This is a genomic window from Paractinoplanes bogorensis, assembly GCF_018829635.1.
Taxonomy (GTDB): Bacteria; Actinomycetota; Actinomycetes; order Mycobacteriales; family Micromonosporaceae; genus Actinoplanes; species Actinoplanes bogorensis.
This window is the reverse complement of the sequence record NZ_JAHKKG010000001.1, coordinates 637065-660549: the sequence shown is the minus strand read 5'-3', so window position 1 is coordinate 660549 and position 23485 is coordinate 637065. Positions and strand designations below refer to the sequence as shown.

General features: G+C 70.7%; 23 protein-coding genes. 10 read left to right on the top strand and 13 right to left on the bottom strand.

From position 1 onward, the window contains the following. Window positions 1-14: 14 nt before the first annotated feature. Both KOI35_RS03210 and KOI35_RS03205 read right to left on the bottom strand, forming a co-directional pair. Entirely contained in the window at window positions 15-2804 is a 2790-nt protein-coding gene (locus KOI35_RS03210) for a tetratricopeptide repeat protein (RefSeq protein ID WP_215784452.1), read from the bottom strand. A gap of 222 nt (window positions 2805-3026) precedes the next feature. Beyond that, window positions 3027-4061 (bottom strand): beta propeller repeat protein, encoded by a 1035-nt coding sequence (locus tag KOI35_RS03205; protein WP_215784451.1) that lies wholly within the window; start codon window positions 4059-4061, stop codon window positions 3027-3029. A gap of 83 nt (window positions 4062-4144) precedes the next feature. Between KOI35_RS03205 and KOI35_RS03200 the strand changes: the two genes are divergently transcribed. Further along, entirely contained in the window at window positions 4145-4699 is a 555-nt protein-coding gene (locus KOI35_RS03200) for an antibiotic biosynthesis monooxygenase (RefSeq protein ID WP_215784450.1), read from the top strand. Here the strand turns inward: KOI35_RS03200 and KOI35_RS03195 are convergent. Continuing rightward, the gene (locus KOI35_RS03195; RefSeq protein ID WP_215784449.1) at window positions 4676-6373 is read right to left on the bottom strand and encodes an alpha/beta hydrolase; all 1698 of its coding nucleotides are present in this window, start codon (window positions 6371-6373) and stop codon (window positions 4676-4678) included. The genes KOI35_RS03200 and KOI35_RS03195 overlap by 24 nt on opposite strands. A gap of 72 nt (window positions 6374-6445) precedes the next feature. Between KOI35_RS03195 and KOI35_RS03190 the strand changes: the two genes are divergently transcribed. From KOI35_RS03190 to ligD, 5 genes are all read left to right on the top strand, one after another. Continuing rightward, entirely contained in the window at window positions 6446-8371 is a 1926-nt protein-coding gene (locus KOI35_RS03190) for an alpha-amylase family glycosyl hydrolase (RefSeq protein WP_215784448.1), read from the top strand. Between the two features lie 58 nt (window positions 8372-8429). Beyond that, entirely contained in the window at window positions 8430-10217 is a 1788-nt protein-coding gene (locus tag KOI35_RS03185; protein ID WP_215784447.1) for a sensor domain-containing diguanylate cyclase, read from the top strand. A gap of 40 nt (window positions 10218-10257) precedes the next feature. Then, window positions 10258-11991, top strand: a complete 1734-nt coding sequence (locus tag KOI35_RS03180) for an acyl-CoA dehydrogenase (RefSeq protein WP_438870577.1) — start codon at window positions 10258-10260, stop codon at window positions 11989-11991. Between the two features lie 101 nt (window positions 11992-12092). After that, on the top strand, window positions 12093-12671 hold the full coding sequence (locus KOI35_RS03175; protein ID WP_215784445.1) for a hypothetical protein: 579 nt from the start codon (window positions 12093-12095) through the stop codon (window positions 12669-12671). A gap of 52 nt (window positions 12672-12723) precedes the next feature. Beyond that, entirely contained in the window at window positions 12724-13695 is a 972-nt protein-coding gene (ligD, locus tag KOI35_RS03170) for a non-homologous end-joining DNA ligase (RefSeq protein ID WP_215784444.1), read from the top strand. 95 nt (window positions 13696-13790) lie between these two features. Here ligD and KOI35_RS03165 read toward each other — a convergent pair whose 3' ends face one another. From KOI35_RS03165 to KOI35_RS03150, 4 genes are all read right to left on the bottom strand, one after another. Continuing rightward, window positions 13791-14183 (bottom strand): hypothetical protein, encoded by a 393-nt coding sequence (locus KOI35_RS03165; RefSeq protein ID WP_215784443.1) that lies wholly within the window; start codon window positions 14181-14183, stop codon window positions 13791-13793. Window positions 14184-14294: 111 nt separating this feature from the next. Next, on the bottom strand, window positions 14295-15815 hold the full coding sequence (locus KOI35_RS03160; RefSeq protein WP_246612380.1) for a multicopper oxidase family protein: 1521 nt from the start codon (window positions 15813-15815) through the stop codon (window positions 14295-14297). Then, window positions 15812-16237, bottom strand: coding sequence for a hypothetical protein (locus KOI35_RS03155; protein WP_215784441.1), 426 nt, complete (start codon window positions 16235-16237; stop codon window positions 15812-15814). Before KOI35_RS03155 ends, KOI35_RS03160 begins: the two co-directional genes overlap by 4 nt. After that, window positions 16234-16842 carry a DUF3159 domain-containing protein gene (locus KOI35_RS03150; protein ID WP_215784440.1) on the bottom strand — a complete coding sequence of 203 codons (609 nt, stop codon included), beginning with the start codon at window positions 16840-16842 and terminating at the stop codon, window positions 16234-16236. Before KOI35_RS03150 ends, KOI35_RS03155 begins: the two co-directional genes overlap by 4 nt. Window positions 16843-16906: 64 nt before the next feature. On the opposite strand from KOI35_RS03150, the gene KOI35_RS03145 reads away from it, so the two are divergent. The 3 genes from KOI35_RS03145 to KOI35_RS03135 are packed head-to-tail and all read left to right on the top strand — an operon-like array spanning window position 16907 to window position 19034. Beyond that, window positions 16907-17359 carry a MarR family winged helix-turn-helix transcriptional regulator gene (locus KOI35_RS03145; RefSeq protein ID WP_215784439.1) on the top strand — a complete coding sequence of 151 codons (453 nt, stop codon included), beginning with the start codon at window positions 16907-16909 and terminating at the stop codon, window positions 17357-17359. Between the two features lie 3 nt (window positions 17360-17362). Further along, on the top strand, window positions 17363-18568 hold the full coding sequence (locus KOI35_RS03140) for an FAD-dependent oxidoreductase (RefSeq protein ID WP_215784438.1): 1206 nt from the start codon (window positions 17363-17365) through the stop codon (window positions 18566-18568). A 31-nt stretch (window positions 18569-18599) separates the two neighbouring features. After that, window positions 18600-19034: a nitroreductase family deazaflavin-dependent oxidoreductase gene (locus KOI35_RS03135; protein WP_215784437.1), complete on the top strand. Its 435-nt coding sequence runs from the start codon at window positions 18600-18602 to the stop codon at window positions 19032-19034. On the opposite strand, the gene KOI35_RS03130 is transcribed toward KOI35_RS03135, so the two are convergent. The 4 genes from KOI35_RS03130 to KOI35_RS03115 all read right to left on the bottom strand — a co-directional run bounded on the left by KOI35_RS03130 (window position 19031) and on the right by KOI35_RS03115 (window position 20754). Then, window positions 19031-19324: an OsmC family protein gene (locus tag KOI35_RS03130; protein ID WP_308120755.1), complete on the bottom strand. Its 294-nt coding sequence runs from the start codon at window positions 19322-19324 to the stop codon at window positions 19031-19033. The two genes, KOI35_RS03135 and KOI35_RS03130, sit on opposite strands and share 4 nt — an antisense overlap. A gap of 108 nt (window positions 19325-19432) precedes the next feature. After that, a complete protein-coding gene (locus KOI35_RS03125) occupies window positions 19433-19720 on the bottom strand; it encodes a hypothetical protein (protein WP_215784435.1) in 288 nt (95 codons plus the stop codon). Further along, the gene (locus KOI35_RS03120; protein ID WP_215784434.1) at window positions 19717-19992 is read right to left on the bottom strand and encodes a DUF2199 domain-containing protein; all 276 of its coding nucleotides are present in this window, start codon (window positions 19990-19992) and stop codon (window positions 19717-19719) included. Before KOI35_RS03120 ends, KOI35_RS03125 begins: the two co-directional genes overlap by 4 nt. A 9-nt stretch (window positions 19993-20001) precedes the next feature. Next, window positions 20002-20754, bottom strand: coding sequence for an SIMPL domain-containing protein (locus KOI35_RS03115; protein WP_215784433.1), 753 nt, complete (start codon window positions 20752-20754; stop codon window positions 20002-20004). Window positions 20755-20851: 97 nt separating this feature from the next. Between KOI35_RS03115 and KOI35_RS03110 the strand changes: the two genes are divergently transcribed. Then, window positions 20852-21616 carry a phytanoyl-CoA dioxygenase family protein gene (locus tag KOI35_RS03110; protein ID WP_246612379.1) on the top strand — a complete coding sequence of 255 codons (765 nt, stop codon included), beginning with the start codon at window positions 20852-20854 and terminating at the stop codon, window positions 21614-21616. Here the strand turns inward: KOI35_RS03110 and KOI35_RS03105 are convergent. Both KOI35_RS03105 and KOI35_RS03100 read right to left on the bottom strand, forming a co-directional pair. After that, window positions 21613-22440, bottom strand: coding sequence for an ABC transporter permease (locus KOI35_RS03105; RefSeq protein WP_308120754.1), 828 nt, complete (start codon window positions 22438-22440; stop codon window positions 21613-21615). The genes KOI35_RS03110 and KOI35_RS03105 overlap by 4 nt on opposite strands. Before the next feature lie 56 nt (window positions 22441-22496). Continuing rightward, on the bottom strand, window positions 22497-23477 hold the full coding sequence (locus KOI35_RS03100; protein WP_215784773.1) for an ABC transporter substrate-binding protein: 981 nt from the start codon (window positions 23475-23477) through the stop codon (window positions 22497-22499). Window positions 23478-23485 lie beyond the last annotated feature (8 nt).

Genomic DNA, 23485 nt, shown 5'->3' with positions numbered 1-23485 from the left:
GCCATCCTTACCCATCAGCCTCGGTCCGGGCGACCCGGTTCCGTGGCATCTTCGCGGCACCCGGGACCTGCGCCGTCTTCGCGGCGCCCGGGACCCGCGATGTCTTCGCGGCGCCCGGGACCCGCGGCGTCTTCGCGGCGCCCGGGACCCGCGGCGTCTTCGCGGCGCCCGGGACCCGCGGCGTCTTCGCGGCGCCCGGGACCCGCGGCGTCCTCGCGGCGCCCGGGATCCGCGGCGTCCTCGCGGCGCCCGGGATCCGCGGTGTCCAGCTTGCGGCCGACGTCGGCGGCCTGCGGATGGTGGGCGTTCGCGAGCATCGTGTGCGCCTGCGACCAGAAGTCGCGAGCCGACCGGTCGTCGCCGGCCGCGTCGTAGGCGTCGCCCAGCTGGGCCAGGGTCTGCGCCTCCAGCAGCTCGCTCGGCATCGCGCGAGCCAGCTCCAGCGCGCGGGTCAGCCACGAGACGGCGCCGCCGGGATCGCCGAGATAGGTGTGCACCTGCCCGATCGAGGCGAGGGTGACCACCTGGCCGGGCCGGTCGTCGATCTGCAGGTCGAGGGCGGCCCGGTGCGCGTCGATCGCCTCGAGCAACTTGCCGCGCGCGGTCTGATACCAGCCGACGGCGTTGGCCGCCTTGGCCGCCCAGAACGGGTCGCCCACCTCGGCGAACATGGCTCGGGCCCGGGTCGCGTCATCGAGCGCGCCGTCCACGTCGCCCTGCAGCCAGCGCAGATAGGAGAGGACGTAGATCGCCTCGGCCTCACCGGCCCGGTCGTCGGCTGCTCGGCTCACCTCGACCGCGCGGGCCATGTGCCGGCGGGCCTCGTCGAACCGGGCCAGCCGCGCATCGGCCACCGCCAGGAAGCGGTGCGCGTGGGCGGCCGCGGGCTGGTTGACCATCGTGGTCGCAGCGCTCAGGGCGACGGCCCAGGCCGCACCTTCCTCGTGCCAGTCGCGGCGGTCGTGCAGGAAGGTGTCGAGCGCCCAGCCCAGCTGCCACGCATGGGCGTCGAGGCCTTCCTCCTTGGCCTGATGCAGCGCCGCCAGCAGGGAGCTGCGCTCGGCCGTGAGCCAGTCAATGGCCGCGCGCATGTCCAACGGCCGCGCATTGTCGGCGAGGGCGGAGCTGTCGGCGCGGACGGTGTGGTCGGCGTTGTCGGCGTTGCCGGCGCGGACAGCGTTGCCGGCGCGGACAGCGTTGTCGGCCCGGGCAGCGTTGTCGGCCCGGGCAGCGTTGTCGGCCCGGGCAGCGTTGTCGGCCCGGGCAGCGTTGTCGGCCCGGGCAGCGTTGTCGGCCCGGGCAGCGTTGTCGGCCCGGGCGGCGCGGACGGCACTATCGGCGCGTACGGCGCTGTCGGCGTGGTCGGCGCTGTCGGCGTGGTCGGGCGTAGTCAGGGCGATCGGCAGGGCGGCGCGGGTCGGGTTGATCAGCAGGTCGGCGTGGTAGGCGTTGTGGGTGTAGTGGTCGAGCAGGCGGGTGAGGGCGGCCCGGCGATCCTCCTCGGGTTCCTGCTCGGTGGCCAGGTCACCGGCGTAGGCGCGGAGCAGGTCGTGCCAGGTGAACCGGCCCGGGGCGCGCTCGGCGATCAGGTTGGCCGCGGTGAGCTCGGCCAAGGCACGGCGAGCCTCGGGCAGCGGTCGCCCGGCCAGCGCGGCGACCGCCGGGGCGGCGATGTCGTCACCGCTGACGAGACCGAGGAGCCGGAACAGGCGGGCCGCGGCTGGGCTCAACGCGCGGTAGGACCACGAGAAGACCTCACGGATGCCGCCCTCGTCCAGCGCCTCCAGCCGTCCGCCGGGCCAGCGCAGTTGAGCCGCGAGAACCGGGAGCGGCAGTCCGGAGAGCCGCGCGCGGGCGGCCACGATCACCAGGGCCAGCGGCAGCCGCCCACACGTCTCAGCCAGCTCCACGACGGCAGCACGTTCCGGGTCCGCAGCTGCGCCGACCGCGGAGGCGGAGGCAGCACGATCCGGGTCCGCAGCTGCGCCGGCCCCGGCGGCGGAGGCGGCGCGATCCGGGTCCGCAGCTCCGCCGACCGCGGCGGAGGCGGCGCGATCCGGGTCCGGGGCCGGTTGGCCGATTCGGCGGTGCAGCAGCACGACCGCCTCGTCGCTCGACGGGAGATCCAACGCGATCAAGGCGGCCGCACTCGTGGCGACCAGGTCGGTCAGGCGATGCCGGCTGGTGATGACCGCCCGGGCCGTCGAGCCGGTCGGCAGCAGCGGCCGGACCTGGGCGGCGTTGCGGGCGTTGTCGAGGACGACGAGGATCCGGCGGCGGGAGACCAGGTCGCGATAGAGCGCGGCGTCGTCGGACGACTCGGCGCCCAGGGCCTCCAGGAATCCGCGGACGGCCTCCCCCGGATCGGCCGGCGCCGCGTCCGGATGGAATCCCCGCAGGTCGGCGTAGAGCACCTCGTCGAAGAGCCGCCCGACCGCACCGTGCGCCCATCGCACCACCAGGGCCGTCTTGCCGATGCCGGCCGGTCCGGTGACCACGACGGGTCCGGTCGCTCGATCCAGTTCGGCGAGTTCGGCCGCACGCCCGGAGAACCCCGGAACGTCGGGCGGCAACAGCAGGGGATGAGGCGTGGGCGTGGCCCAGAACTGATCGCGCTCGGCACCGTCGAGTTCGAGCGCCTCGGCCAGCAATCGCAGGGTGGCGGGCTGGGGCCGGCCGATCCGCCCGGCTTCCAGATCGCGCAGGTGCCGCGAGCTGATGCCCGCCCGTTCGGCCAGCTCTTCCTGGGTCAGCGCGAGCCGCCGGCGCCGAGCGCGCAGCCGCTGCGCGAAGGCGCCGTTCATGGGCGGGATCGTATCAACGACAAACCCCGATGGCTCCGGCCCGATCTCCGGTAAATCTCCTGTCACCGACGTCGGTGGACGTCCACGATGGAGGTCTGGCACGGACGGCGCGGTCGGGCGTCGAGCCCGCTACGGGGGCGGGCGCGGGGTCCGGCGCCGATCGATCTGGCTCGGGGTGGGCGCGGGTGGGGGCCTGGCGCTCGCCCCGAGCCGGACGGCGGATCAGCGGGTCAGGCGAGCGACGCGGCCCTTCTCGCCGGAGGCCCAGCACGCGCCGGATGACGTGCACTCGACGGCGTCGAAGCTGCCGGTGTCGAAGCGCTTCCAGGTGCGGCCGCCGTCGTGGGAGAGGTCGCTGCCGGTCGGGCCTACGGCCAGGGCCGTGCTGCCTCGCCAGGCCGCGCCGGAACGGTATTCGCCGGGGACGGTTCGGGACACCGTCCAGGTGCGGCCGCGCAGGTAGGCGGCGCCATCGGGGGCCGCGGTCGGCGTCGTGTAATCACCGCCGACCGCGATGGCGGCGCCGGACGGGCGTACGGCCAGGCTGTAGATGCCGGCACTCGGGCCGCTCGGCACCGGGGTGCCGGTGACCGACCAGGTGCGGCCGAGGTCGCGTGAGGTGAAGACCCGGGCCGTGGCGCCGCCGCCGGTGGCGAACAGGGCCTTGCCGCCGGCCGAGACCAGGCAGGTGCCGCTGGCCGCGAACGCGAACTCGCCGTCGAGGGCGGCCGGCATGCCGGCCGTGGGCTGCACCGCCCAGGTGCGGCCGCCGTCGCGGGTGGCCAGGATGCGGAACTTGCCGTCGACCGGGTCGGACAGGGCCAGCCCGTGCCGGCGGTCGAGGAAGGTCAGGCAGTCGTAGAAGGCGGCCGGGTCCTCGTTGCGGAACGTCTCGCTCCAGGTGCGGCCGCCGTCCGAGGTGGCGTACAGGCGGGACTCGGGGCCGTTGCCGATGGTCAGGGCGACGGCGTGGCGAGCGTCGAACGCCTCGATGTCGCGGAACTCGAGGGCGGCGGCGTCGGCCGGGCCGACCGAGGCCCAGTTGCGGCCGCCGTCGACGGTGCGCAGGACGGTGCCGGCCGAGCCGGCGACCCAGGCCACCCGGTCGCTCACCGGGGCGAGACCGCGGAACCGGGCCTCGGTGCCGGTCGGCGTCAAAGTCCAGGAGGCCGAGCCGCCGGCCTGGGCGGGCGCGGGGGCGCCCGCGGTCATCAGAGCGACCGCCAGAACCATCGACAACTTTCGCTGCAAGGTCATGCTGCGGAACCTACCGTGTGGGCCACGGCACGGAAACCGGAAGCGCCCACGGCCGGAAACGCCGGGATACCACAATGTGAGACATGGAGTCTCCTGCCGTCACCGTCGCGATCACCCGCCGCGCCGACCCGTCCCGGACCGCCGAGATGATCGCCTGGGTGAACGCGGGCACCACGCTGGCCGAGGACTTCCCGGGCTTCCTGGGTACGGGCTGGGTGCGCCCCGACCAGACGTCGCTCGACTGGCACATGCTCTACCGGTTCGCCGACGCCGACGCTCTGCGCAACTGGGAGGAATCGCCCCAGCGAAAGTGGTGGCTGTCCTCCGCCGAGGGTTTCGTGGAGCACACGCGCACGGAACGGCGTACGGGAATCGAAGGTTGGTTTGATCCACCCACCACCCGCGAAATAACCGAGAAGGCGCCGCCGCGCTGGAAGCAGGCCGTGACGATCTGGCTCGGCTTCTTCCCGGTGAGCCTGCTGGCCGCCGTGACGCTGAATCACCTGCTGGTCGACCTCAACGTCGTGCTGCGGACGCTGATCAGCACGCTCTGCCTGACGCCGATCATGACCTACCTGGTGCTCCCCCAGATCACCCGAGCGCTGCGGCCATGGCTAACCGTCAAGAAGGGCCCGTAGCCGTACGGTGTCGGCGACCGTCCAACCGGGCGGCGGGGCCAGCGCGGCCCAGCCGTCGACGGCGCCGGACTTGTAGACGTGACCGTGGCCGACCGGGGCCTTGTTGGCGAAGAGCAGGTCGACCGTGGTCTGCCAGAACGTGATCACGGGGTACCAGTGCATGTCGGGCGTGACGTCGGGGCCGCGGGTGCCCTTGAGCCAGTCGGGCTTGTGCCAGAGCAGGCTCGGACTCCACCAGACGACCGGGTCGGACGAGTTCTGCATGTAGACGACCTTGCGCGGCGGGCCGGTCAGGTCGCGCAGGTCGTGCGACTGCGACGAGAACTCGACCGGCAGGCCGGGGTAGGACGGGTCCCACACCGGCGATCCGGGGGCGCGGCCGGCGGTCAGCTCGCGATGCACCGGGTTGGCGAAGGTCGGGCCCTCGAGCAGGATGCCGTCGGCCCCCTCGACCATCGCGGCGGCCGTGCCGAAGGTCTTTTCGGTTCCGTACGTGCCCAGGCTCTCCCCGAAGATCAGCAGCTTCGGCCTCGTGTCGTGCGGCATGAGAGCCCACCGCGTCCGTACGGCGGCGATCAGGGCGGACGCGGCCTCGACCACCGTCGAGCGGTCGACCGCGAACGAGATCCAGCTCGGCAGATAGCTGTATTGCATCGAGACCAGCGCGGTGTCGCCCGCGTACATGTATTCGAGCGAGCTCGGCACGTCGTTGTCGACCCAGCCGGTGCCGGTCGGGGTGAAGACCGCGATGACCGAGCGGTCCCAGGCGTGCGTACGGTCCATCTCGCGCACCACCAGCGCGGCCCGCTCGGCGGGAGTGTCCGCCGACGACAAACCGGCATAAATGCGTACGGGATCGACAGCGGTCCGACCAGCGAAATCGGAGAGGGAAGGAACAGCCGGCGCCTTGGTGACGAAATTCCGACCCTGCCGGCCCAGCGAGTCCCACGTCACCAGCGACTGGGCACTCCCCGACCGCAACGGAGAAGCAGGCTGGACGACCCCACTACCCGTCCCGCTGTCGGTGATCGCGGCCGAGCGGTCGGCGCTGGTGTAGAGGTTGCTGACCAGCAGGCCGTCGAAGGCCGAGTAGCCGAGCACGGTCACCACCACGAAACCCGCGCAGTAGGCCGCCGACTCGGGCACCAGCCGGCCGAACAGGCGCGCGCATCCGTACGCGGCCAGCCGCAGGCACCGGGCCAGCAGCAGCAGGACGCCGAAGGTCAGCAGGCTGATGCCGACCGTACGGACCAGGTCGTATTCCTGTTGCGGGGCCATGCCCAGGCGCAGCCGCAACTCCCGCTGCCAGCGGGCGCCGAGCCAGAGGGACAGCAGGATCAGCGGCGGGACGAGGATCAGGAGTACGCGCCAGGCGATCCGTTCCACCCGGCGCGACGGTGACCACCGCAGGCGAACCACCGCCCCGAGGGCCGTCCCTCCCGCGTACCCGAAGGTCGCGGTCAGCCCGGCCACGACACCCTGCAGAAACCAGGGCCGCGGTAGCAGGGAGGGCGTGTAGGTGAGGCAGTAGAAGACGGCGCACAACCCGAACCCGGTCACGCTCAGACCGCAGCGCACGACGCGGCGGCGCGGGACGACGCTGGGGGCGGTGACCGCGTCGATCACGCGGCGCTGAGCGGGGATCAGGGGAGCGGCGACCATCAATCTGCGCATCGACTCTCCCTGCCCCTCGTCACGGCCGTCGATATGCGTGACCCGAGCGCCACCGGCGGTTACGTTGACCCGATGGCAGGATCTTCCGTTCGCACGCGGGCCGCAAGCGCTTTCGAGGCCCTGCTGCCATCTTTGACCATCGACGCCACCGAACGACTGGGCCGAGCGGAGGCGCATGCCTTTCTTGCCCGGTTCGAGACATCCTTACTCGACATTTTCGAGCCGCTGGAGATCGTCTACGGCACAGTTCCCCTGAACGAGTTGGTGACGACCGCGCTCGACGCGGCCGCGGCCCGGCCCGCGGAACTGCGGGAACTCGACCGCCGGCGAGAGATCGACGCGCGCTGGTACCAGCGGGCCCGACAGGTCGGATACGTCGCCTATGCCGACCGATTCGCCGGGTCCCTTCGCGCGGTAGCCGACAATTTGGACTATCTGGACGAGCTCGGCGTCACCTATCTGCACCTGATGCCGCTGCTGCAACCCCGGCCGGGCGAGAACGACGGCGGGTACGCGGTGATGGACTATCGCGCGGTCGACCCCCGGCTGGGCACGATGGACGACCTGAGCACGCTGGCCGGCCGGTTGCACGAGCGGAGCATGAGCCTCTGCGTCGACCTGGTGCTCAACCACACCGCGATGGAACATCCGTGGGCGGTCGCCTGGCGCGAGGGCGATCCCGCGTACGCGGACTTCTACATGTCCTTTCCCGACCGCGAGATGCCGGACGCGTACGAGCGGACGATCGTGCCGGTCTTCCCCGACCGCGCCCCGGGGTCGTTCACGGAGTTCGACAAAAGGTGGGTCTGGACCACGTTCTGGAGCTACCAGTGGGACCTCAACTGGGCCAGCCCGAACGTGTTCCGGGCCATGCTCGAGACGATCCTCTGGCTGGCCAACCAGGGCGTCGACGTCTTCCGGCTGGACGCCGTCCCGTTCCTCTGGAAGAGGCTCGGCACGACCTGCCTCAACGAGCCCGAGGTGCACCGGATCGTCCAGGCGCTGCACGCTCTGGTCCGGCTGGCCGCCCCCGGCGTGATCTTCAAGGCCGAGGCGATCGTCTCCCCCGACGACCTCGTGCCCTATCTGGGCGGGCACGACCGCTACCGGCCCGAGTGCGAGCTGGCCTATCACAACCAGCTCATGGTCATGCTCTGGAGCAGCCTGGCCACCAAGGACGCCCGGCTGATGGCCCAGTCACTCGCGCGGATGAAGCCGATCCCGGCCGAGGCGACGTGGGTGAGTTATGTGCGCGGGCACGACGACATCGGCTGGGCGATCAGCGCCGAGGACGCGGCCGCGGTCGGCTGGGACTGGTGGAACCACCGTAATTTCCTCAACTCGTTCTTCTCCGGGCGATTTCCCTCCTCGTACGCCCGGGGAGCGCTCTTCCAGGAGAATCCGGACACCGGGGACGCGCGGATCTCGGGTTCGGCGGCGTCGCTGTGCGGGATCACCGACGACCCGGCGAGCTGGCCCACCGGCGTACGGAGGCTGCTGCTTCTGCATGCGGTGGCGTTCGCGTACGGCGGCATCCCGCTGATCTACATGGGCGACGAGCTCGGCATGCGCAACGACCTCTCGTACCTCGACGATCCGGCCCTGGCCGACGACAACCGCTGGATGCACCGCCCGCACATGGACTGGGCGGCCGCGGCCCGGCGCCACGACCCGGCCTCGCTCGAGGGGCGCGTGTTCGCCGGGCTCCGCGAACTGATCGCCGCCCGCAAGGACCTGCTCGCCCTGCGCGGCGGCGGCGAGACCTCGATCGTCGGCGTCGACAACGGGCATGTATTCGCGTGGCGGCGCCGGCACCCGCGCAGCGGCACCTTCGTCGGTCTGGCCAACTTCAGTGAGCAGCCGCAGACGATCGAGGCGGCCGCGGTCGGACGGTACGGCTGGCTCGAGACCGCACTCAGCAGCGACGGCCCTCTCGTCGTACGGGAAGGTCGTGCGCTTTTGCCCGGTTTGGGGTTTGTCTGGCTGATAGAGCGCTGATTTTCGTTACAGATCCGCCCCTCCCTGCCGAATTCAGACAGCGAGGAGGGGCGAATACATGCGGCTGCGCAACTGGATCGCCGTGGTGGTCGGCGTGGTGCTGCTGGCTGCCGCCGGAGCGATCGGCTTCTGGGTCAACCACTCGGCCCTGCAGGCGGCCGACGACGTGCACAAGGCCGACTCCCGCGCCCTCGCCGTCAACAACGGCACCCTGGTCGGACAGCTCCAGCTGCTCTCGGCCGGCGAGCTCGGCGATTTCCTCGGCCAGACCACCCTGCACCTGGGCCGCGGCAACGCTCAGGACCGCGCCGCGCTGACCGCGTTCGCGAGCAAGAGCGGCACTTTCTCGTACGGGGCCCTGCTGGTCACCCTCGACGGCCAGGTGCTCACGAGCTCGCGCAGCACCGGCGTGCCCGCGGCCGGCAACACCGGCTGGCAGCCCCTGTTCACCATGCTCAAGTCGGGTCAGAAGGCCGGCTTCTCCTCGATCATGGCCGTCGACGGCGTCTACCTCGAGGCGGTCGGCGTGCCCGTCGTGGTCGGCGGCAGCGCGGCCGCGATCATGATCGGCCTGAACAACGTCGCGACCACCTCGCTGCAGCAGTACACCGTGACACTCAGCTCGAGCGTGCACCTGACCGCGGTCGCCGACAGCACCGGCACGATCGCCGCCTCCAACCAGGAGAAACTGCTCGGCACCCAGATCGACCCGGCCGTCCGCAACGCCATCGCGAACACGCAGGACGAGTTCGTCGAATACACCACCGTCGCCGGCACACCGATGATCGCGATCGTGGTGCGCGGGCTGCCCGGCGGCTGGTCGTACGCGCGGATCCAGACGAAGAAGTCGTTCGACGGCGCCGTGCACACCAAGAGCCAGACGCTGAACATGACCCTGGGCGCGATGCTGCTGATCGGCGTCCTGGCCATGGGTGTGCTCGGCTACCGCACCCAGATCCAGCGCCGCCGGGCCGACGAGCGCTTCCAGGCCCTGTTCCAGCACGCGCCGGACATGGTGTCGGTGCTCGACGGCGACGGCAACATCGAATACTCCAGCCCGAGCGCGGCCGCCGTGCTCGGCTTCTCCGAGGGCGTGCTGGTCGGCACCAGCGTCTTCGACATCGTGCACCCCGAGCACCGCGACTACATGCGGGAGCAGTTCGCCCTGCTGATCGCGCGGAGTGACGCCGTGCTGCGCCTGCAGTGCCTGGTGCGCGGCGGCAACGGGCAGTACCGCTGGTTCGAGTTCACCGCGTCAAACCAGATGCACAACCCGTCGCTGCACGGCGTGGTCATCAACGCCCGCGACATCTCCGAGAACAAGGCCGCCCAGGAGCAGCTCAAACACGAGGCCGGGCACGACGCGCTGACCGGTCTGCCCAACCGGCGCCGGATGCAGGACGCGCTCGGCACGTCGCTGCGGAACCAGCCGGTGGCCGTGCTCTTCGTCGACCTCGACGGGTTCAAGCCGGTCAACGACGTGCACGGGCACGAGGCCGGTGACGAACTGTTGCGCCAGGTGGCCGGGCGACTGTCCTCCTGCGTACGGGAATGGGATGTGCTGGCCCGGGTCGGTGGGGACGAGTTCGTGATCCTGATGCCCGGGGTGCTGTCGTCCGACGACGCGTCCGGCATGTCCGACCGGATCCGGCACGCGCTGGCGCAGCCGTTCACGATCGGCGGGCATCAGGTGCAGATCGGTGCGAGTGTCGGCGTGCACCTGGCGGCCGGCGCCTCCGACCCGGATGCGGCGTTGCGGGCGGCGGATCATGCCATGTACGCGATGAAGCACGCTCGCCCGGCTTCTTCTCAGGAGCGTGTGGGGAGGCACCGCGCGGCCGACTGAGAGGGCACACTGGAGGCCTCGCATTCATCGAGGAACGGCGGTGCCGGCGGTGTCCAAGATCCTTTCGCGGCGTGATCTCGACTTCCTGCTCTACGAGTGGCTCGACGTCGAGGCGCTGACCGCCCGCGAGAGGTTCACCGAACACTCCCGCGAGACGTTCGACGCCTTCCTCGACGTCTCGGCCCAGATCGCCGAGCGCGACTTCGCCCCGCACAACCGGCGCTCCGACCTCGAGGAGCCCACCTTCGACGGCACCCGGGTGCACGTGATTCCCGAGGTGGCGGCCGCGCTCAAGGTCTTCAACGACACCGGTCTGCTCAGCGCCACCATGGATGCCGACGTCGGCGGGCTGCAACTGCCGCACGTCGTGGCCCGCGCCTGCTTCGCGTGGTTCCAGGCGGCCAACCTGGCCACGTCGTCATACTCGCTGCTCACCGCGGGCAATGCCAACCTGCTTCTCTCGTACGGGTCCACGGCTCAGATCGATCGCTTCGTGCGCCCGATGCTGGAGGGCCGTTTCACCGGCACGATGTGCCTGTCCGAGCCGCAGGCGGGGTCGTCTCTGGCCGACGTGCTGACACGAGCCGTTCCCTCCGGCGACGGGACATATCGGGTCACCGGCTCGAAGATGTGGATCTCGGGCGGCGACCACGAGCTCACCGAGACGATCGTGCACCTCGTGCTGGCCCGGGCCGCGGGCGCGCCCGCCGGGGTCAAGGGGCTGTCGCTGTTCATCGTGCCCAAGCACCACATCGAGGCCGACGGCACGGTCGGCGAGCGCAACGGGGTGTCGCTGGCCGGGCTCAACCACAAGATGGGCTACCGCGGCACGACCAACGCCGTGCTCTCCTTCGACGACGCCACCGGCTACCTGGTCGGCGAAGAGGGCAAGGGCCTCGTCTACATGTTCCAGATGATGAACGAGGCGCGCATCGGTGTCGGGGCGGGCGCGGTGGCGCTGGGCTACACCGGCTATCTGCACGCCCTCGACTACGCACGCTCCCGTTCCCAGGGTCGCCTCGTGGCCGACAAAGACCCGGCGGCACCGGCCGTGCCGATCGTTCAGCACCCCGACGTGCGCCGCCTCCTGCTGTCGTCGAAGGCGTACGTGGAAGGGGGTCTGGCTCTGATCCTGTACGCGTCCAAGCTGCTGGACGAGCCCTCCGACGACAACGACCTGCTGCTCGACGTGCTGACCCCGATCGTCAAGGCGTGGCCGTCCCAGTGGTGCCGCCTGGCCAACGACCACGCGATCCAGGTGCACGGCGGTTACGGCTACACCCGCGAATACCCGGTCGAGCAGTTCTACCGCGACAACCGGCTCAACTCGATCCACGAGGGCACCGACGGCATCCAGGGCCTCGACCTGCTGGGCCGCAAGGTGGTCATGCGCGGCGGGGCCGGCCTGCAGCTGCTGATCGGCCGCATCGTGACCACGGCGGTGGCCGCGCCGACCGAGCTGGGTCAGCCGGTGATCGCGATGTGCGACCGCCTGGCCACCACCACGCGCAAGCTGTGGGCGGCGGGCGACCCGACGGCGGCGCTGGCCAACTCGACCGCCTACCTGGAGGCGACCGGCCACCTGGTGATCGCCTGGTTGTGGCTCTCGCAGCTTCTTGCTGCAGGCGACAAGGAGGGCGCCTTCTACGACGGCAAGCGGCTCGCCGCGCGCTACTTCATCACGCACGAGCTGCCACGCATCGGCCCGCTGCTCGACCTGCTCGACTCGGGAGACACCCTGTTGGCCGACCTGGACGACACCGTCCTGGGCTGACTGGTCATCCGGGTGAGGTCCGATCGGCCGCACGACCGTCGCGCTCACCCTTCGCCGGTTGCTTAGCTGGAGCAGGCGAAGGGTGGTCGCGGATGAGTTCCATGAAGCCCGGCTGGGTTCGGCTCCCAGGCGGATTCCTGCATCGGCCCGATCCCGTGCGCTCCGGGCGGACTCTGTGCGGCAGCAAAGTCGATCCCGCCGAGCGGATTCTTCATGTCCGGCCGCCGGACTGGCCGCCATGCATCGCGTGCCGGGACATGGCGCGCGCACGTCCAGGCGCGGTGCGTGATCGGGCCATCCCGGACGAGGGCCGCCCCGAAAGAGCATCGCGCCGCGCCGAGACCTGGGAGCGCGCGGTGGAGGACGGCGAGCGCCATCGCAACGAGTCGTTGAAGGCGTGGCGCTCGATCGGCTGGACCGTGCTGGCCGACAGCCGCCGGGCTCACCGCCCGAATCCCGAACGTCCGGGCCATCTGCTGTGCGGACTGTCGGACGCCACGGCCACCTCGAGATCGCGGAAGAAGCCGAAGCTGGACGCCTGCCCACGCTGTGTGGCCCTGTTGCAGAGGCGGCACGACGAGCAGAGCCGAGGCACGATCATGGTCAGCCGGCCCGACGCGGTGGATCAATACGACCGCGCTCGGCAACGCAGCAATTCCATCCGGGCGTTCCGGGGCTGAGGCCCTTGGTGATGTTGGTGCGCGGGCCGGGGGCGGGACCTAAGGTGGGCGCATGGCCTCTTCGAGCAAGAGCCCGGCGACCGAGGTGCAGGTCGGCGACCTTGCGGTGCGCGTGTCGAACCCCGACCGGATCTACTTTCCCGAGCTCGGGCTGACCAAGCTCGACCTGGTCAACTACTACCTGTCGGTGAGCGACGGCATCGTGCGGGCGTTGCGTGAGCGGCCGTGCATGCTGCACCGCTTCCCGGACGGGCTGGCCGGCGAAAAAGTGCACCAGAAGCGGGTGCCGCACGGTGCGCCGCCGTGGCTCGAGACGGTTCGGGTGAAGTTTCCGCGCTACAACCGGCACGCCGACGAACTGTGCGTGACCAAACCGGCCGACGTCATCTGGGCCGTGCAGATGTCGACGGTCGAGTTCCATCCGTGGAACTCGCGCCGGGCCGACACCGAGAAACCCGACGAGTGGCGCATCGACCTCGACCCGATGCCCGACTGCGACTACGACCGGGTGCGGCGGGTGGCCGCCGTGGCCCACGAGGTGCTCGACGACCTGGGGATCGCCGGCTTTCCGAAGACGTCCGGCGGCCGCGGCTTGCACATCTATGTGCGCATCACGCCGGAGTGGGGGTTCGGTGATGTGCGGCGGGCCGCGCTCGCCTTCGCCCGTGAGGTGGAGCGCCGCGCCCCCGACGACGTGACGACCACGTGGTGGCGCAAGGATCGCGACCCGGCCAAGCTGTTCGTCGACTACAACCAGAATGCGCGCGACCACACGATCGCGAGCGCCTACTCTGTGCGCGGCGTCCCGACCGCCACGGTTTCGACCCCGGTCACCTGGGACGAGATCCCCGACGCCGATCCGCACGACTTCACCATCCGTACGGTCCCGGCCCGGTTCGCCGAACTCGGTGACCTGCACGCCACGATCGATGACAAAGCACACTCGCTCGAGACCCTGCTGGAATGGGCCGACCGCGACGAGAAAGCCGGACTGGAAGGCCCGGCCGACCCCGGCGGCAGCTGAGGGACCGGCCGCGCGCTGCTACCTGGCCGCCAACTGGGACCTGCGCACGGCCCTGCTCACCATCGCCGCGGCATGTCCCCGCTAGCCAGACTGCGCTAGCGATCGCGGTACTGCTGGAATCCGCGCCAACCGGCGGTCTGCCCCGGATCGCCGGTCAGAAACTCCCCCGTCGAGATGTCGAGCGCCCGCGCGTCGACCGCCGCCGCGATCCGGGCGATCACCGGCAGGACGTCGTCCCCACCGCCGCGCACGTGGAGCATGATCGAGTCGACCGGGTCGCGCTTCCCGATGTTCAGCTCGATGTGCCACGACGACCCGTCGAGCATGCCCCAGGCCGGATCGCCGAGATCGACCTCGGGCAGCGCGTCACCGAGCCGGCGCAGCACCTCCGCGAGCGGCCCGAGCGCGTCGGGATCGAAGTCCTCGGCGATCTCGTCGACCGCGGCCACGTCGGCGGGCGCCCTGAACAGGAACACGTCCCAAGACATCCGGAGACCCTATCGACCCCCGGAAGCCCGGGACCAGCGTGAGGTCCGCCGAGCAGGTCCCTGCGTCGCTGCTCACCGCGCCTTCGTCGCGGTCGGACAAGCGGCCGGGAATCAGGTGGCGACGAAGTTGGCCATCATTGCCATGTCCTCGTGTTCCAGGTTGTGGCAGTGGAAGACGTACTTGCCGGGATAGCCGTCGAAGTGGACGAGGATCTTTGCCTGTTCGCCGGGGCGCAGATCGATCGTGTCCTGCCATCCGGCGTCGTACGGGCCGGGTCCCCCGCTCCCCCGGCCGAGCACCTGGAACGGGCTCAGGTGCAGGTGGACGGGATGGTGGAAGTCTGCGTTGAGCTGCCAGATCTCGACGGTGCCGAGCTTGACGTGGGCGGCGATCACGTCCGGGTGGAACGGCTGCTGCCCGACGAGCCAGCCGTCGTGGCCGGCGATCTCGCCCGTACGGAAATCGAACCTCCTGGTGACCACCGCGTCCGAAGCACGCGGCGGGGTGACCGTGGACAGCCGGTCGGGAACGGCGAACGGGGCGAGCCGTTCGTCACCGACGACGAATCGCATGATCTGCCCCATGGCACCGATGTCGAAGTCGTTGACCATCGTGACCACGGTGCCGGGGGCGTACGCGGAGAAGTCGACCAGGATGTCGAAGCGCTGAGCCGGGGCCAGTTCGAGGTGGTCGTGCCGGATCGGGGCGGCCAGCAGGCCACCGTCGGTGCCGATCCGCACGAGGCCGGTCGGGGGTGGCGGATCGAGGCGTACGGACAGGCGGCGGGCGTTGGCCGCGTTGAGCAGCCGGAAACGGTAGGTGCCACGCCCGACCGGGTGGGTGGGCCAGGGCACCCCGTTGACCAGCATGACGTCGCCGAGCACGCCGGCCACGTAGTCGCCGGTCACCCCATGCCCACCGGCACGAGCGGGGTAGAGCAGCGAGCCGTCGCGGTCGAAGCTGCGGTCGGCGATCATGAGCGGGACACCGGCGGGCAGGCCCAGCGCGGCCTCCTCGTCGTCGTGGTGCAGGTGGAAGCCGGCAAGTCCACGCCAGACGCTGGGACCGGTGAAGTCCATGCGGTGGTCGTGATACCAGAGAGTCGCCGCGCGCTGGTCCAGCGGATAGGTGTAGGTGCGCTCGCCGTGGCTGACGTCGCCGCCCATGTGGTGTCCCACGTGCTGAGCCATGTCGAGGGGGTGGACGAAGTCGATCGGGTATCCGTCGTCGGCCGCCGGCGTGCGCCCGCCGTGCAGGTGGACGACGGTCGGCACGGGCAGTCGGTTGACGTGCCGGATCCGGACCGTGCGGCCCCGGGTGCTGTGGATCGTCGGGCCGGGGAAGCTGCCGTTGTAGGTCCACAGCTCCGTGGTGAGACCGGGGAGGATTTCCGCCCGTACGGCGGTCTGGACGATCTCGTAGTGATCGGTGTCGCCCGCCGAGCGGGTGGGTCGCAACACCGGCGGCACGGTGAGCCGGCGCTGGAAGAGCGGCGGGCGGGGCGCTCGGCTGCGGAGCAGCTGCCCGGTCGAGGTCGGGGCGGCGAGGCCACGGCCAAGCGGAATGCCGATGCCGGCCGCGGCGCTCAGACCGGCCATCCCGAGCAGCGCACGACGACTGAGGGTGGTCATCGGCCACGCTCCCGGCCCGACGCGATCAGGCCGCGCACCGATGCGGACCGGACCGGGCCGCGCCTCCATCCGGCCACGGTCAGGGCGATCAGCAGCATGATCACCGTGACGCCGAGCGGGATGTGGACGGCGAGGACCAGCCGGTAGCCGAGGAACGTCTGCACCGCCGTCAGCGCGACCAGGGCCATCGTCGCCGGGATCGGCCAGGCCGGTCCGCGGCCGAGGCGGCGCCACAGGACGGCAGCCAGGACGGTCGAGGCGACCGCCGCGACCGTGTAGGTCGACCCGTCGCGGTGCAGGCGCAGTGCCACGTAGGTGCCGGACAGGAACTGACCGGCGAAGACGGCCTGGTTGCAGGCGAGCACGGCGGCCACCGTGGTGGTCAGGCGGAACAGCCCGGCCGGCCAGGTACGAGGAGTCACCGCGGCCGGGCCAGGGTGCGCCGGACCGCGACGATCGTGACCGCGACCAGGGTTCCGAAGATCGGGCCGGTGGCGGCGTGCGCGACGGCCAGCACCACGGTGTCGCCGCGACCGTAGAAGATCACCTGGATGGCGGCGTTGACGACGTTGATGGCGATCGCCGTGCCGGTCGCGATCAGGTGCACCCGGAGCAGTCCCGGGTGCCGCCACCAGTCGCGGGGGCCGCCGGTGACCCGGTTGAGGATCAGCCCGGTCAGGGGCCGCCGCGCGACGATGCTGACCACGCAGACCAGGATCACGGCGAACGGGATCAGCGCCGGCACCAGGAAGAAGCCGCGCGCCTGCCCGGTGACCGCAGCCGCGATCGCGCAGACCGCCACGATCAGGATGCCGACGAGGGCGGAACGCAATGACTGCCGGCGGGCCAGGCGGTAGCCCAGTCCGGCCAGCGCCGCCACGGCCGCGGCCGTGATCGCCGGATAGAGCGACGTGGCCGCGTTGACGGCCACGAAGACCAGGCTCGGTGCGGCGGCGACCAGGGCGGTGATCCACCGCTGCGGGTCGCTCCAGGCCAGCCGGACGGCGGCCAGAGGGGAATCGTTCATGACCAGATCGTTTCACTAGAAACTGTTTCTAGCAAGTCTGTTTCTTGTGAGATAGTATCGGCGTGTGCCAGACAACCGACCAGAAACTCCGGACAACCCGCAGACCGGCTCGCCGTTCGCGCTCGGCCTCCTGCTGCGCCGCGCCCACGACCGGGTGGCCGCCGCGATCGACGAGGCCCTCCTTCCGTTCGGCTTCGAGCGACGCCACCTGATGGTTCTGATGCGCCTCCGGGCGGACGGGCCACTCACCCAGCGCGACCTGGTCGCTCAGACCGACCACGACAAGGCGTCGATCGTGCGGATCGTCGACGACCTCGAGCGTCTCGACCTCGCCTCCCGCGAGCTGGTGCCGGGCGACCGGCGGCTGCGCGCGGTCACTCTCACCGACCACGGGCGCGAGGTTCTCGGCCGGGCCCGCGACGCCGCCCGGCCGGCCGAGGCGGCCGCGACCAAGGCCCTGAGCCCGGACCAGACCGAGCAGCTGCACCACCTGCTGCGCACGATGATCGGCGGCTGAGCGATGCGCGTCCTCATCATCGGGGCCGGTCTCGGCGGCCTCACCCTGCTGCACGGCCTGCGCGGGGCCGGCATCGACGCCCAGGTCTACGAGCGATCGCCCCGCGACGGTGGACAGCCGGCCAGCTACGGCATCCACCTCGACGCCGACGGCCTGCGAGCACTGCACCACTGCCTGCCCGCCGCCAACTGGAAGCAGATCGACGCCGACGGCGTGCCCGCCCCGATGATCGTCCGCTTCCACGACCCCCGCGGCTCGGTGCTGGCCACCGTCGACAAGCGCTTCCCCGTCAACGCCACCGACCCGGTCACGAAGCGCCGGGCCGTCAACCGCGACGACCTGCGTGCGGCCCTGCTCCTCGGCACCGAACCCGCCGTGCACTGGGACAAGGAATTCGACCACTACGAACTCACCGGCTCCGGCGTCCGGGCCCATTTCGCCGACGGCACCCACGCCGACGGTGATCTGCTGATCGGCGCCGACGGCAGCAACAGCCGGGTCCGCCGCCAGCGCCTGCCCGAGCTGCGACGTCAGGAACTGGGCATCCTCAACATCGCGGGCCGCACTTCGCTCACCGGTGACCTCGCCACCCGGCTGCCCGGGGAACTGACCGACGGCGGGATCAACAACGTCGTACCGGCGGGAAGGGGTTGGTTGTTCCTGTCCACGTGGGCCGCCGGCGCCGATCGCACCATCGTCTGGGCCTGGGCCGCCGCCACGTCGTCCTATCCGGCCGGCGTCGGCGACCTCGACGGCGCGCGGCTCAAGAGCCTGGTGCTCGACCGGGTCCGCGGCTGGGCCCCGCACCTGCGGGCCGTGGTCGAGGCCACCGACCCCGGCACCGTCGGCACCGTGCCGCTACGCACCATGCCCACCCTGCCCGACTGGGATCCGTCAGCGGTCACCCTGCTCGGCGACGCCGTCCACAACATGACCCCGATGGCCGGCATCGGCGCCAACACCGCTCTGCGCGATGCCGACCAGCTCCGCCAGGCCTTGACCGCCGGCGACGATCCGGTGCGTGCCGTCGGCCGCTACGAGACCGCGATGCGCGCCTATGCCAATCGGGCGCTCGCGCTCTCGACCCGCAACGCCCGCAACGCCACACTCGCCGGGCCGGCCAACCGAGCCGTCTTCCGGTCCCTGCTCCGCCTGGGCCAGCGCGTGCCGAGACTGCGGCAGAAGATGTTCGGCCCGACCGTGCGTTGACTCATGTGGACACCGGGATCAGGCTGGAACCATGCCACGACAGTTCCGCCGCAGCCGGGGGCGCCGCATCGGTGACGTCGTGATCGGGCTGTTCGTGCGGGCCGGGGTGGTGCCCGGCACTTACATGCTGACCACGACCGGCCGCAAGACCGGGCGCCCGCTCACGCATCCGGCCACGGTGGTGCGGGAGGGAACGAAGCAATGGCTGGTTTCCCCGTACGGCGTGGTGTCCTGGGTCCACAACGCGCGCGCCAACGGCCGGGTCAGTCTGACTCGTCGCGGAAAGACCCACGATTACGCCGTACGGGAAATGGCCCCGGCCGAAACGGGAATGGTGCTCAAACGCTACGTAGGCGTGGCGACCGCGACCCGCCCGTATTTCGACGCGAGCCCGGACGCGCCACCCGAGAAGTTCGCCGCCGAGGCCGACCGTCACCCGGTGTTCGAATTGCTTCCGCTGCCTTAGTCTCGGCGCTGCACCGGCGCACCGGCCCGAATCGCGCGCGGAATCTCGGCCACCTCGTCGACCCGGGCCACCAGCGCGGTCCGCTCCTCTTCAGAGGCGGTCGAATCCAGTTCGATCCCGTACGTGATCCCGGTCGAAACCCACGTCGCGCTGTCGAACCCGCCCGACGCCGTCACCCGCACTCCGTTCAGCACGAGCCCGAGTTGCTGGGCTTCCCGATAGAGGTCGTTGAGCACGCACCCGGCCGCCGCCAGATGCAGCAGGTGGGCCCCGGTGAAATCGGCTTCCACGCTGACGCCCTCATCGGTCCACCGGTGCGGAAACCGAACCCCGTCCCCCCGAAATGATCCGGCCCCCACCACTACGGAAAACCCGTCCACGCCGCCCCCATCAGTTATTCACCATTCGCGTGTTCCGCCAGTGTGGCGGATCGAGCGCCAGACGTGTTGGGCCCACTCCAGGTCGGCGGGGTCGTCGTACATGCACGTGACGGCCAGGAGGGTGCCGGGGGCTGCGGCGTAGCCGTAGAACTCGTGCTGGACACGGCCGTTCGGGGTGGTGGTGAGCCAGAACGCCCGCCGGGCCACGGTGGTGTCGTGCTCGGTCAGTTCGCCGATGGCCCTGGCGGGCAGACCCTCGGTCATCGCGGCGATCGTCTCGGCCGCGGGCGTCTGCGGTGGTGTCATGAACGGCTCGATGTGGACGGTCCGGCCCGGTCCGACGAAGCGGATGACGTGGTTGGCGGTACGCTGCCCCCGCCGGTCAGGCGCACCGGCATGAGGCAGCGCAGGAAACCGCCGATGCCCTCGACCCGCTGGAAATCACTGTTGCCCCACGCCACGGCGCGTTGCTCCTCGGACAGGGCCTGGATCGCATCCGGCAGCGTCGTGCGGATATCGAGATCGACGCCGTCGAGCGGCGCGCCGCAGCAGTGGCATCCAACGGGGTGTTCGGGCACGGACGCGCTCTACGAGACCAGCGCCCACTCCACGGTGACGGTCGCGGTCAGCGGCAGGCGGCCCGGTTCGATCGGCATGGGTGCGTCGGCCGCGGCCATGTCGTTGCTCCACCCGCGCAGGGCGCCGCCGCCGAAACTGGTCTCGGTCACCTTGATGACCTGGCCCAGCTTGCGGCCGGCCTCCTGGGCGTAGAGCGCGGCGGCCTCGCGGGCGTCGGCGAACGCCTTCTTCCGCGCCCCGGCGATCAGCTTGGTCTTGTTCTCGATGCTGAAGGTGACGCCGCTCAGCCGGGCCGCGTCGCCGCCGGCCTTGATGGCGGCGGTCATCATCTCGCCGGCCTTGGGCAGGTTCCGGATGGTCGCGGTCAGGCCCTGGTTGGCGGTGTAGCCGATGACCTTGCCGTTCTTGTCGGTCTTCGAGCTGATGCCGGCGTTCGAGGTCTGCAGGTCGTCCGTGGTCAGGCCGGCCTTGGCGAGCGTGTCCCGCATGCGGGTGGCGGCCGCGGTGGCCTGCTTCAGGGCCTCGGCCACGGTGGCGGCTTCGGCCTCGACCCCGAACGAAGCGGTGACCACGTCGGGCCGGCCGAACACCTCGCCGTTGCCGGTGACCACCACGCTGTCCGGGGTGGGTCGAAGGTCGCCGGCCGAATCCGGGCGGGCGACAACCGAAGCCGAGCGGGCCTCAGCGGCGAAGGCCGGGCCGCCACCGACCAGGACGGCCAGCACAGCGAGAGCCGGAATGCCAAAGCGCGATCGAATCATTCCGTCAGACTAATGTACGTTTTGTCCGATTCGGTGGACCTCAGGCGGGGCGGCATATTCGGTTGCTGTCCCGGGCGGGAGCGGCCAGCCTCCAATCATGGACGCTGAGGTGATCGAGCAGTTCGTCCGCGACGGGTTCGTGCGGATCGAGCAGGCGGTGCCCGCCGATCTGGTCGACGAGTGTGTGCGGCTGCTCTGGGCCGAGATCGACGCGGAACCCGGCGATCCCGCGACCTGGAAGCAACCCGTCCACTGGATCGGGCACATGCCACAGGCGCCGTTCGCGCGGGCGGCGACCATGCCCGTTCTGCTCGATGCGCTCGACGCCCTGGTCGGGCCGGGCCGCTGGGAGCCGCGGCGGGACGGGATCGGGGCCTTTCCGTTGCGGTTCCCGCATGTCGAGGAACCGGACGACGCCGGCTGGCACATCGAGGGTGCCTACACGCCGCCCGGCGAGTCGTCCTATTGGACCAACGTGCATTCGAGCTACCGGGCGATGCTGACGCTGTTCCTCTTCACCGACGTCGACGAGAGTGATGCGCCCACCCGGATCCGCGTGGGGTCGCACATGGACGTTCCGCCGGTGTTGCGCCGCTACGGCACTGCGGGCGCCTCCGGCGAAGTGCTGTCACCACTGGTCGACACCGCCTCGGCACACCGGCCGGTCGCCCTGGCCACGGGCCGGGCGGGCGACGTGTTCGTGTGCCACCCGTTCCTCGTGCACGCCGCGCAACCGCACCACGGCACCCGTCCCCGGTTCCTGGCCCAGCCGTGCATCAGCCCGTCGGAAGAGCACCGCGAAGCGCCCTACGCCGACAACCACGGCCCGGTCGCCCGCACGATCCGTCAGGCCTTGGCTTAGGCCGTGGTGCCGCGGACCCAGGGCAGGGCGACGCGCTCGATGGCGACGATCGCGTAGTACAGGATGATGCTCACGATGGCCATCAAGGTCAGGGCGGCGAACGCCGTGGCGGTGTCGCCCTGGCCCGCGGTCTGAACGATGATCGTGCCGAGGCCCTCGTCGACGCTGCCCGACTGCATCTCGCCGACCGCCACACCGATCACGGCCAGCGGCATGGCCAGCTTCAGACCGACGAAGATCTGGGGCAGGGCGGCCGGAACCCGTACGCGCAGAAAGGTCTGCACCCGGGTCGCGTCGAGCGAGCGGGTCAGCTCGACCAGGTCGGCCGGCGTGCTGGTCAGGCCGGTCGCCGTGGACAGCACGATCGGGAAGAAGCACAGCAGGAACGCCATCGCCAGAACCGGCGTGGTGCCGAAGCCGAACCAGGCGATCATCAGCGGGGCCAGGGCCACCTTGGGCACCGCGTTGAGGGCGACCAGGAGCGGGCCGAAAGCGCGCTCGAACGGCTTCCAGGCGGCGATGGCCGTGCCGAGGGCGACCCCGATGACGATCGACAGGGCGAAGCCGATCAGGGTGACCCGCACGGTGTCCCAGGTGGTGCTGAGCAGCAGGTCGGGGTAGGTGCCGAAGCTTTCGGCGACGTCCAGCGGGGAGGGCAGGATGATCGGCTGGATGTCGAAGATCTCGACGGCCGCCCACCACACCGCGACCGTCACGACGATGCCGAGCACCGGCCAGGCCACCAGCGAGGCCGAGAACCGTCGGGCCGGACGGGCGGGACTGGTCACGGCGGCCTCCGACGGTGGCGTCAGCGTGTCTTGCACCGGTGCTCCTCCGACGAGAAGAAAGGGGCGTGCCGTCACCGGCACGCCCCGGAAAACTAGGCCTTCGGGGTCAGATCGAAGTTGATGACCTGCTCGGGCTTGAGACCCGGGTCGATCTGGCCGGAACCCTGCAGGATCGCGATGCTGCGCGCGACCCGCTCCGCGTCGAGCGCACCGACCGGGATGCCGGCCGCGGCCGACTTCACGTACGGGCCCATCAGCTTGAGCTCGGCCTCGACGCCCTTGGGGTTGGCCGTCTGGACGTACTTGGCCATGATCGTGCCGGCCTCGGCCGGGTTGTCGATGGAGTACTGCAGACCCTTGAGCAGCGCCTCGGTGAACTTCTTGACCTTCTCGGGGTTGTCCGTCGCGTACTTGGTCGACGTGATCAGGACGTTGCCGTAGAGGTCCTGCAGGTAGTCGCTGTAGGGCAGCACGACGGCCGTCTTCTTGGAGACGGTCTCGACGGTCGGCTTGCCCACCACGAACTGACCGATGCCCTGCACCTTGCCCGACGCGAGCGTGCCGATCAGGGTCTGCGCCTGGCCGTTCTGGAAGGTGACCTTCTTGTCGTCGATGTTGGCCAGCTTGGCGTAGGTCGGGAACAGCGTCCGCACGACCGAGCCGGGCGCGTCGGCCAGCGTCTTGCCCTCGAGGTCCTTGGGCGAGGCGATGCCGTTGCCGTCGAGCGAGATGATGGCGGCCATCGTGCGCTGCTGGATCGCGCTCACCGCGGTGAAGCCGGTGGTCTTGTCCTTGCCGCCGGCCGCGATCAGGCCACCGGTGAGGTCGATCGGGGTGAACTGGGCGGCACCGGAGACGATGGCCTTGATGCCCTCACCGGAGCCGGCGCCGGGCTTGACCTCGACGTCGAAGCCGGCGTCCTTGAAGTAGCCCTTCTCGAGGGCGACGTACGCGTATGAGTCACGTCCGAAGGTGCCGAACGAGGTCAGGTAAGTGATCTTTTCGAGCGACGCGGAGCCGGAGCCTCCGTCGCCGTCAGCCGAGTCGTCGCTGCACCCGGCGGCTGCGCTCATGGTCAGAG

Excerpts from the sequence above, each read along its gene's own strand:
- KOI35_RS03210 (WP_215784452.1), bottom strand. The coding sequence starts at position 2,804 with ATGAACGGCGCCTTCGCGCAGCGGCTGCGCGCTCGGCGCCGGCGGCTC.
- KOI35_RS03205 (WP_215784451.1), bottom strand. The coding sequence starts at position 4,061 with ATGACCTTGCAGCGAAAGTTGTCGATGGTTCTGGCGGTCGCTCTGATG.
- KOI35_RS03200 (WP_215784450.1), top strand. The coding sequence starts at position 4,145 with ATGGAGTCTCCTGCCGTCACCGTCGCGATCACCCGCCGCGCCGACCCG.
- KOI35_RS03195 (WP_215784449.1), bottom strand. The coding sequence starts at position 6,373 with ATGCGCAGATTGATGGTCGCCGCTCCCCTGATCCCCGCTCAGCGCCGC.
- KOI35_RS03190 (WP_215784448.1), top strand. The coding sequence starts at position 6,446 with ATGGCAGGATCTTCCGTTCGCACGCGGGCCGCAAGCGCTTTCGAGGCC.
- KOI35_RS03185 (WP_215784447.1), top strand. The coding sequence starts at position 8,430 with ATGCGGCTGCGCAACTGGATCGCCGTGGTGGTCGGCGTGGTGCTGCTG.
- KOI35_RS03175 (WP_215784445.1), top strand. The coding sequence starts at position 12,093 with ATGAAGCCCGGCTGGGTTCGGCTCCCAGGCGGATTCCTGCATCGGCCC.
- ligD (WP_215784444.1), top strand. The coding sequence starts at position 12,724 with ATGGCCTCTTCGAGCAAGAGCCCGGCGACCGAGGTGCAGGTCGGCGAC.
- KOI35_RS03165 (WP_215784443.1), bottom strand. The coding sequence starts at position 14,183 with ATGTCTTGGGACGTGTTCCTGTTCAGGGCGCCCGCCGACGTGGCCGCG.
- KOI35_RS03160 (WP_246612380.1), bottom strand. The coding sequence starts at position 15,815 with ATGACCACCCTCAGTCGTCGTGCGCTGCTCGGGATGGCCGGTCTGAGC.
- KOI35_RS03150 (WP_215784440.1), bottom strand. The coding sequence starts at position 16,842 with ATGAACGATTCCCCTCTGGCCGCCGTCCGGCTGGCCTGGAGCGACCCG.
- KOI35_RS03140 (WP_215784438.1), top strand. The coding sequence starts at position 17,363 with ATGCGCGTCCTCATCATCGGGGCCGGTCTCGGCGGCCTCACCCTGCTG.
- KOI35_RS03135 (WP_215784437.1), top strand. The coding sequence starts at position 18,600 with ATGCCACGACAGTTCCGCCGCAGCCGGGGGCGCCGCATCGGTGACGTC.
- KOI35_RS03125 (WP_215784435.1), bottom strand. The coding sequence starts at position 19,720 with ATGACACCACCGCAGACGCCCGCGGCCGAGACGATCGCCGCGATGACC.
- KOI35_RS03115 (WP_215784433.1), bottom strand. The coding sequence starts at position 20,754 with ATGATTCGATCGCGCTTTGGCATTCCGGCTCTCGCTGTGCTGGCCGTC.
- KOI35_RS03110 (WP_246612379.1), top strand. The coding sequence starts at position 20,852 with ATGGACGCTGAGGTGATCGAGCAGTTCGTCCGCGACGGGTTCGTGCGG.
- KOI35_RS03100 (WP_215784773.1), bottom strand. The coding sequence starts at position 23,477 with ATGAGCGCAGCCGCCGGGTGCAGCGACGACTCGGCTGACGGCGACGGA.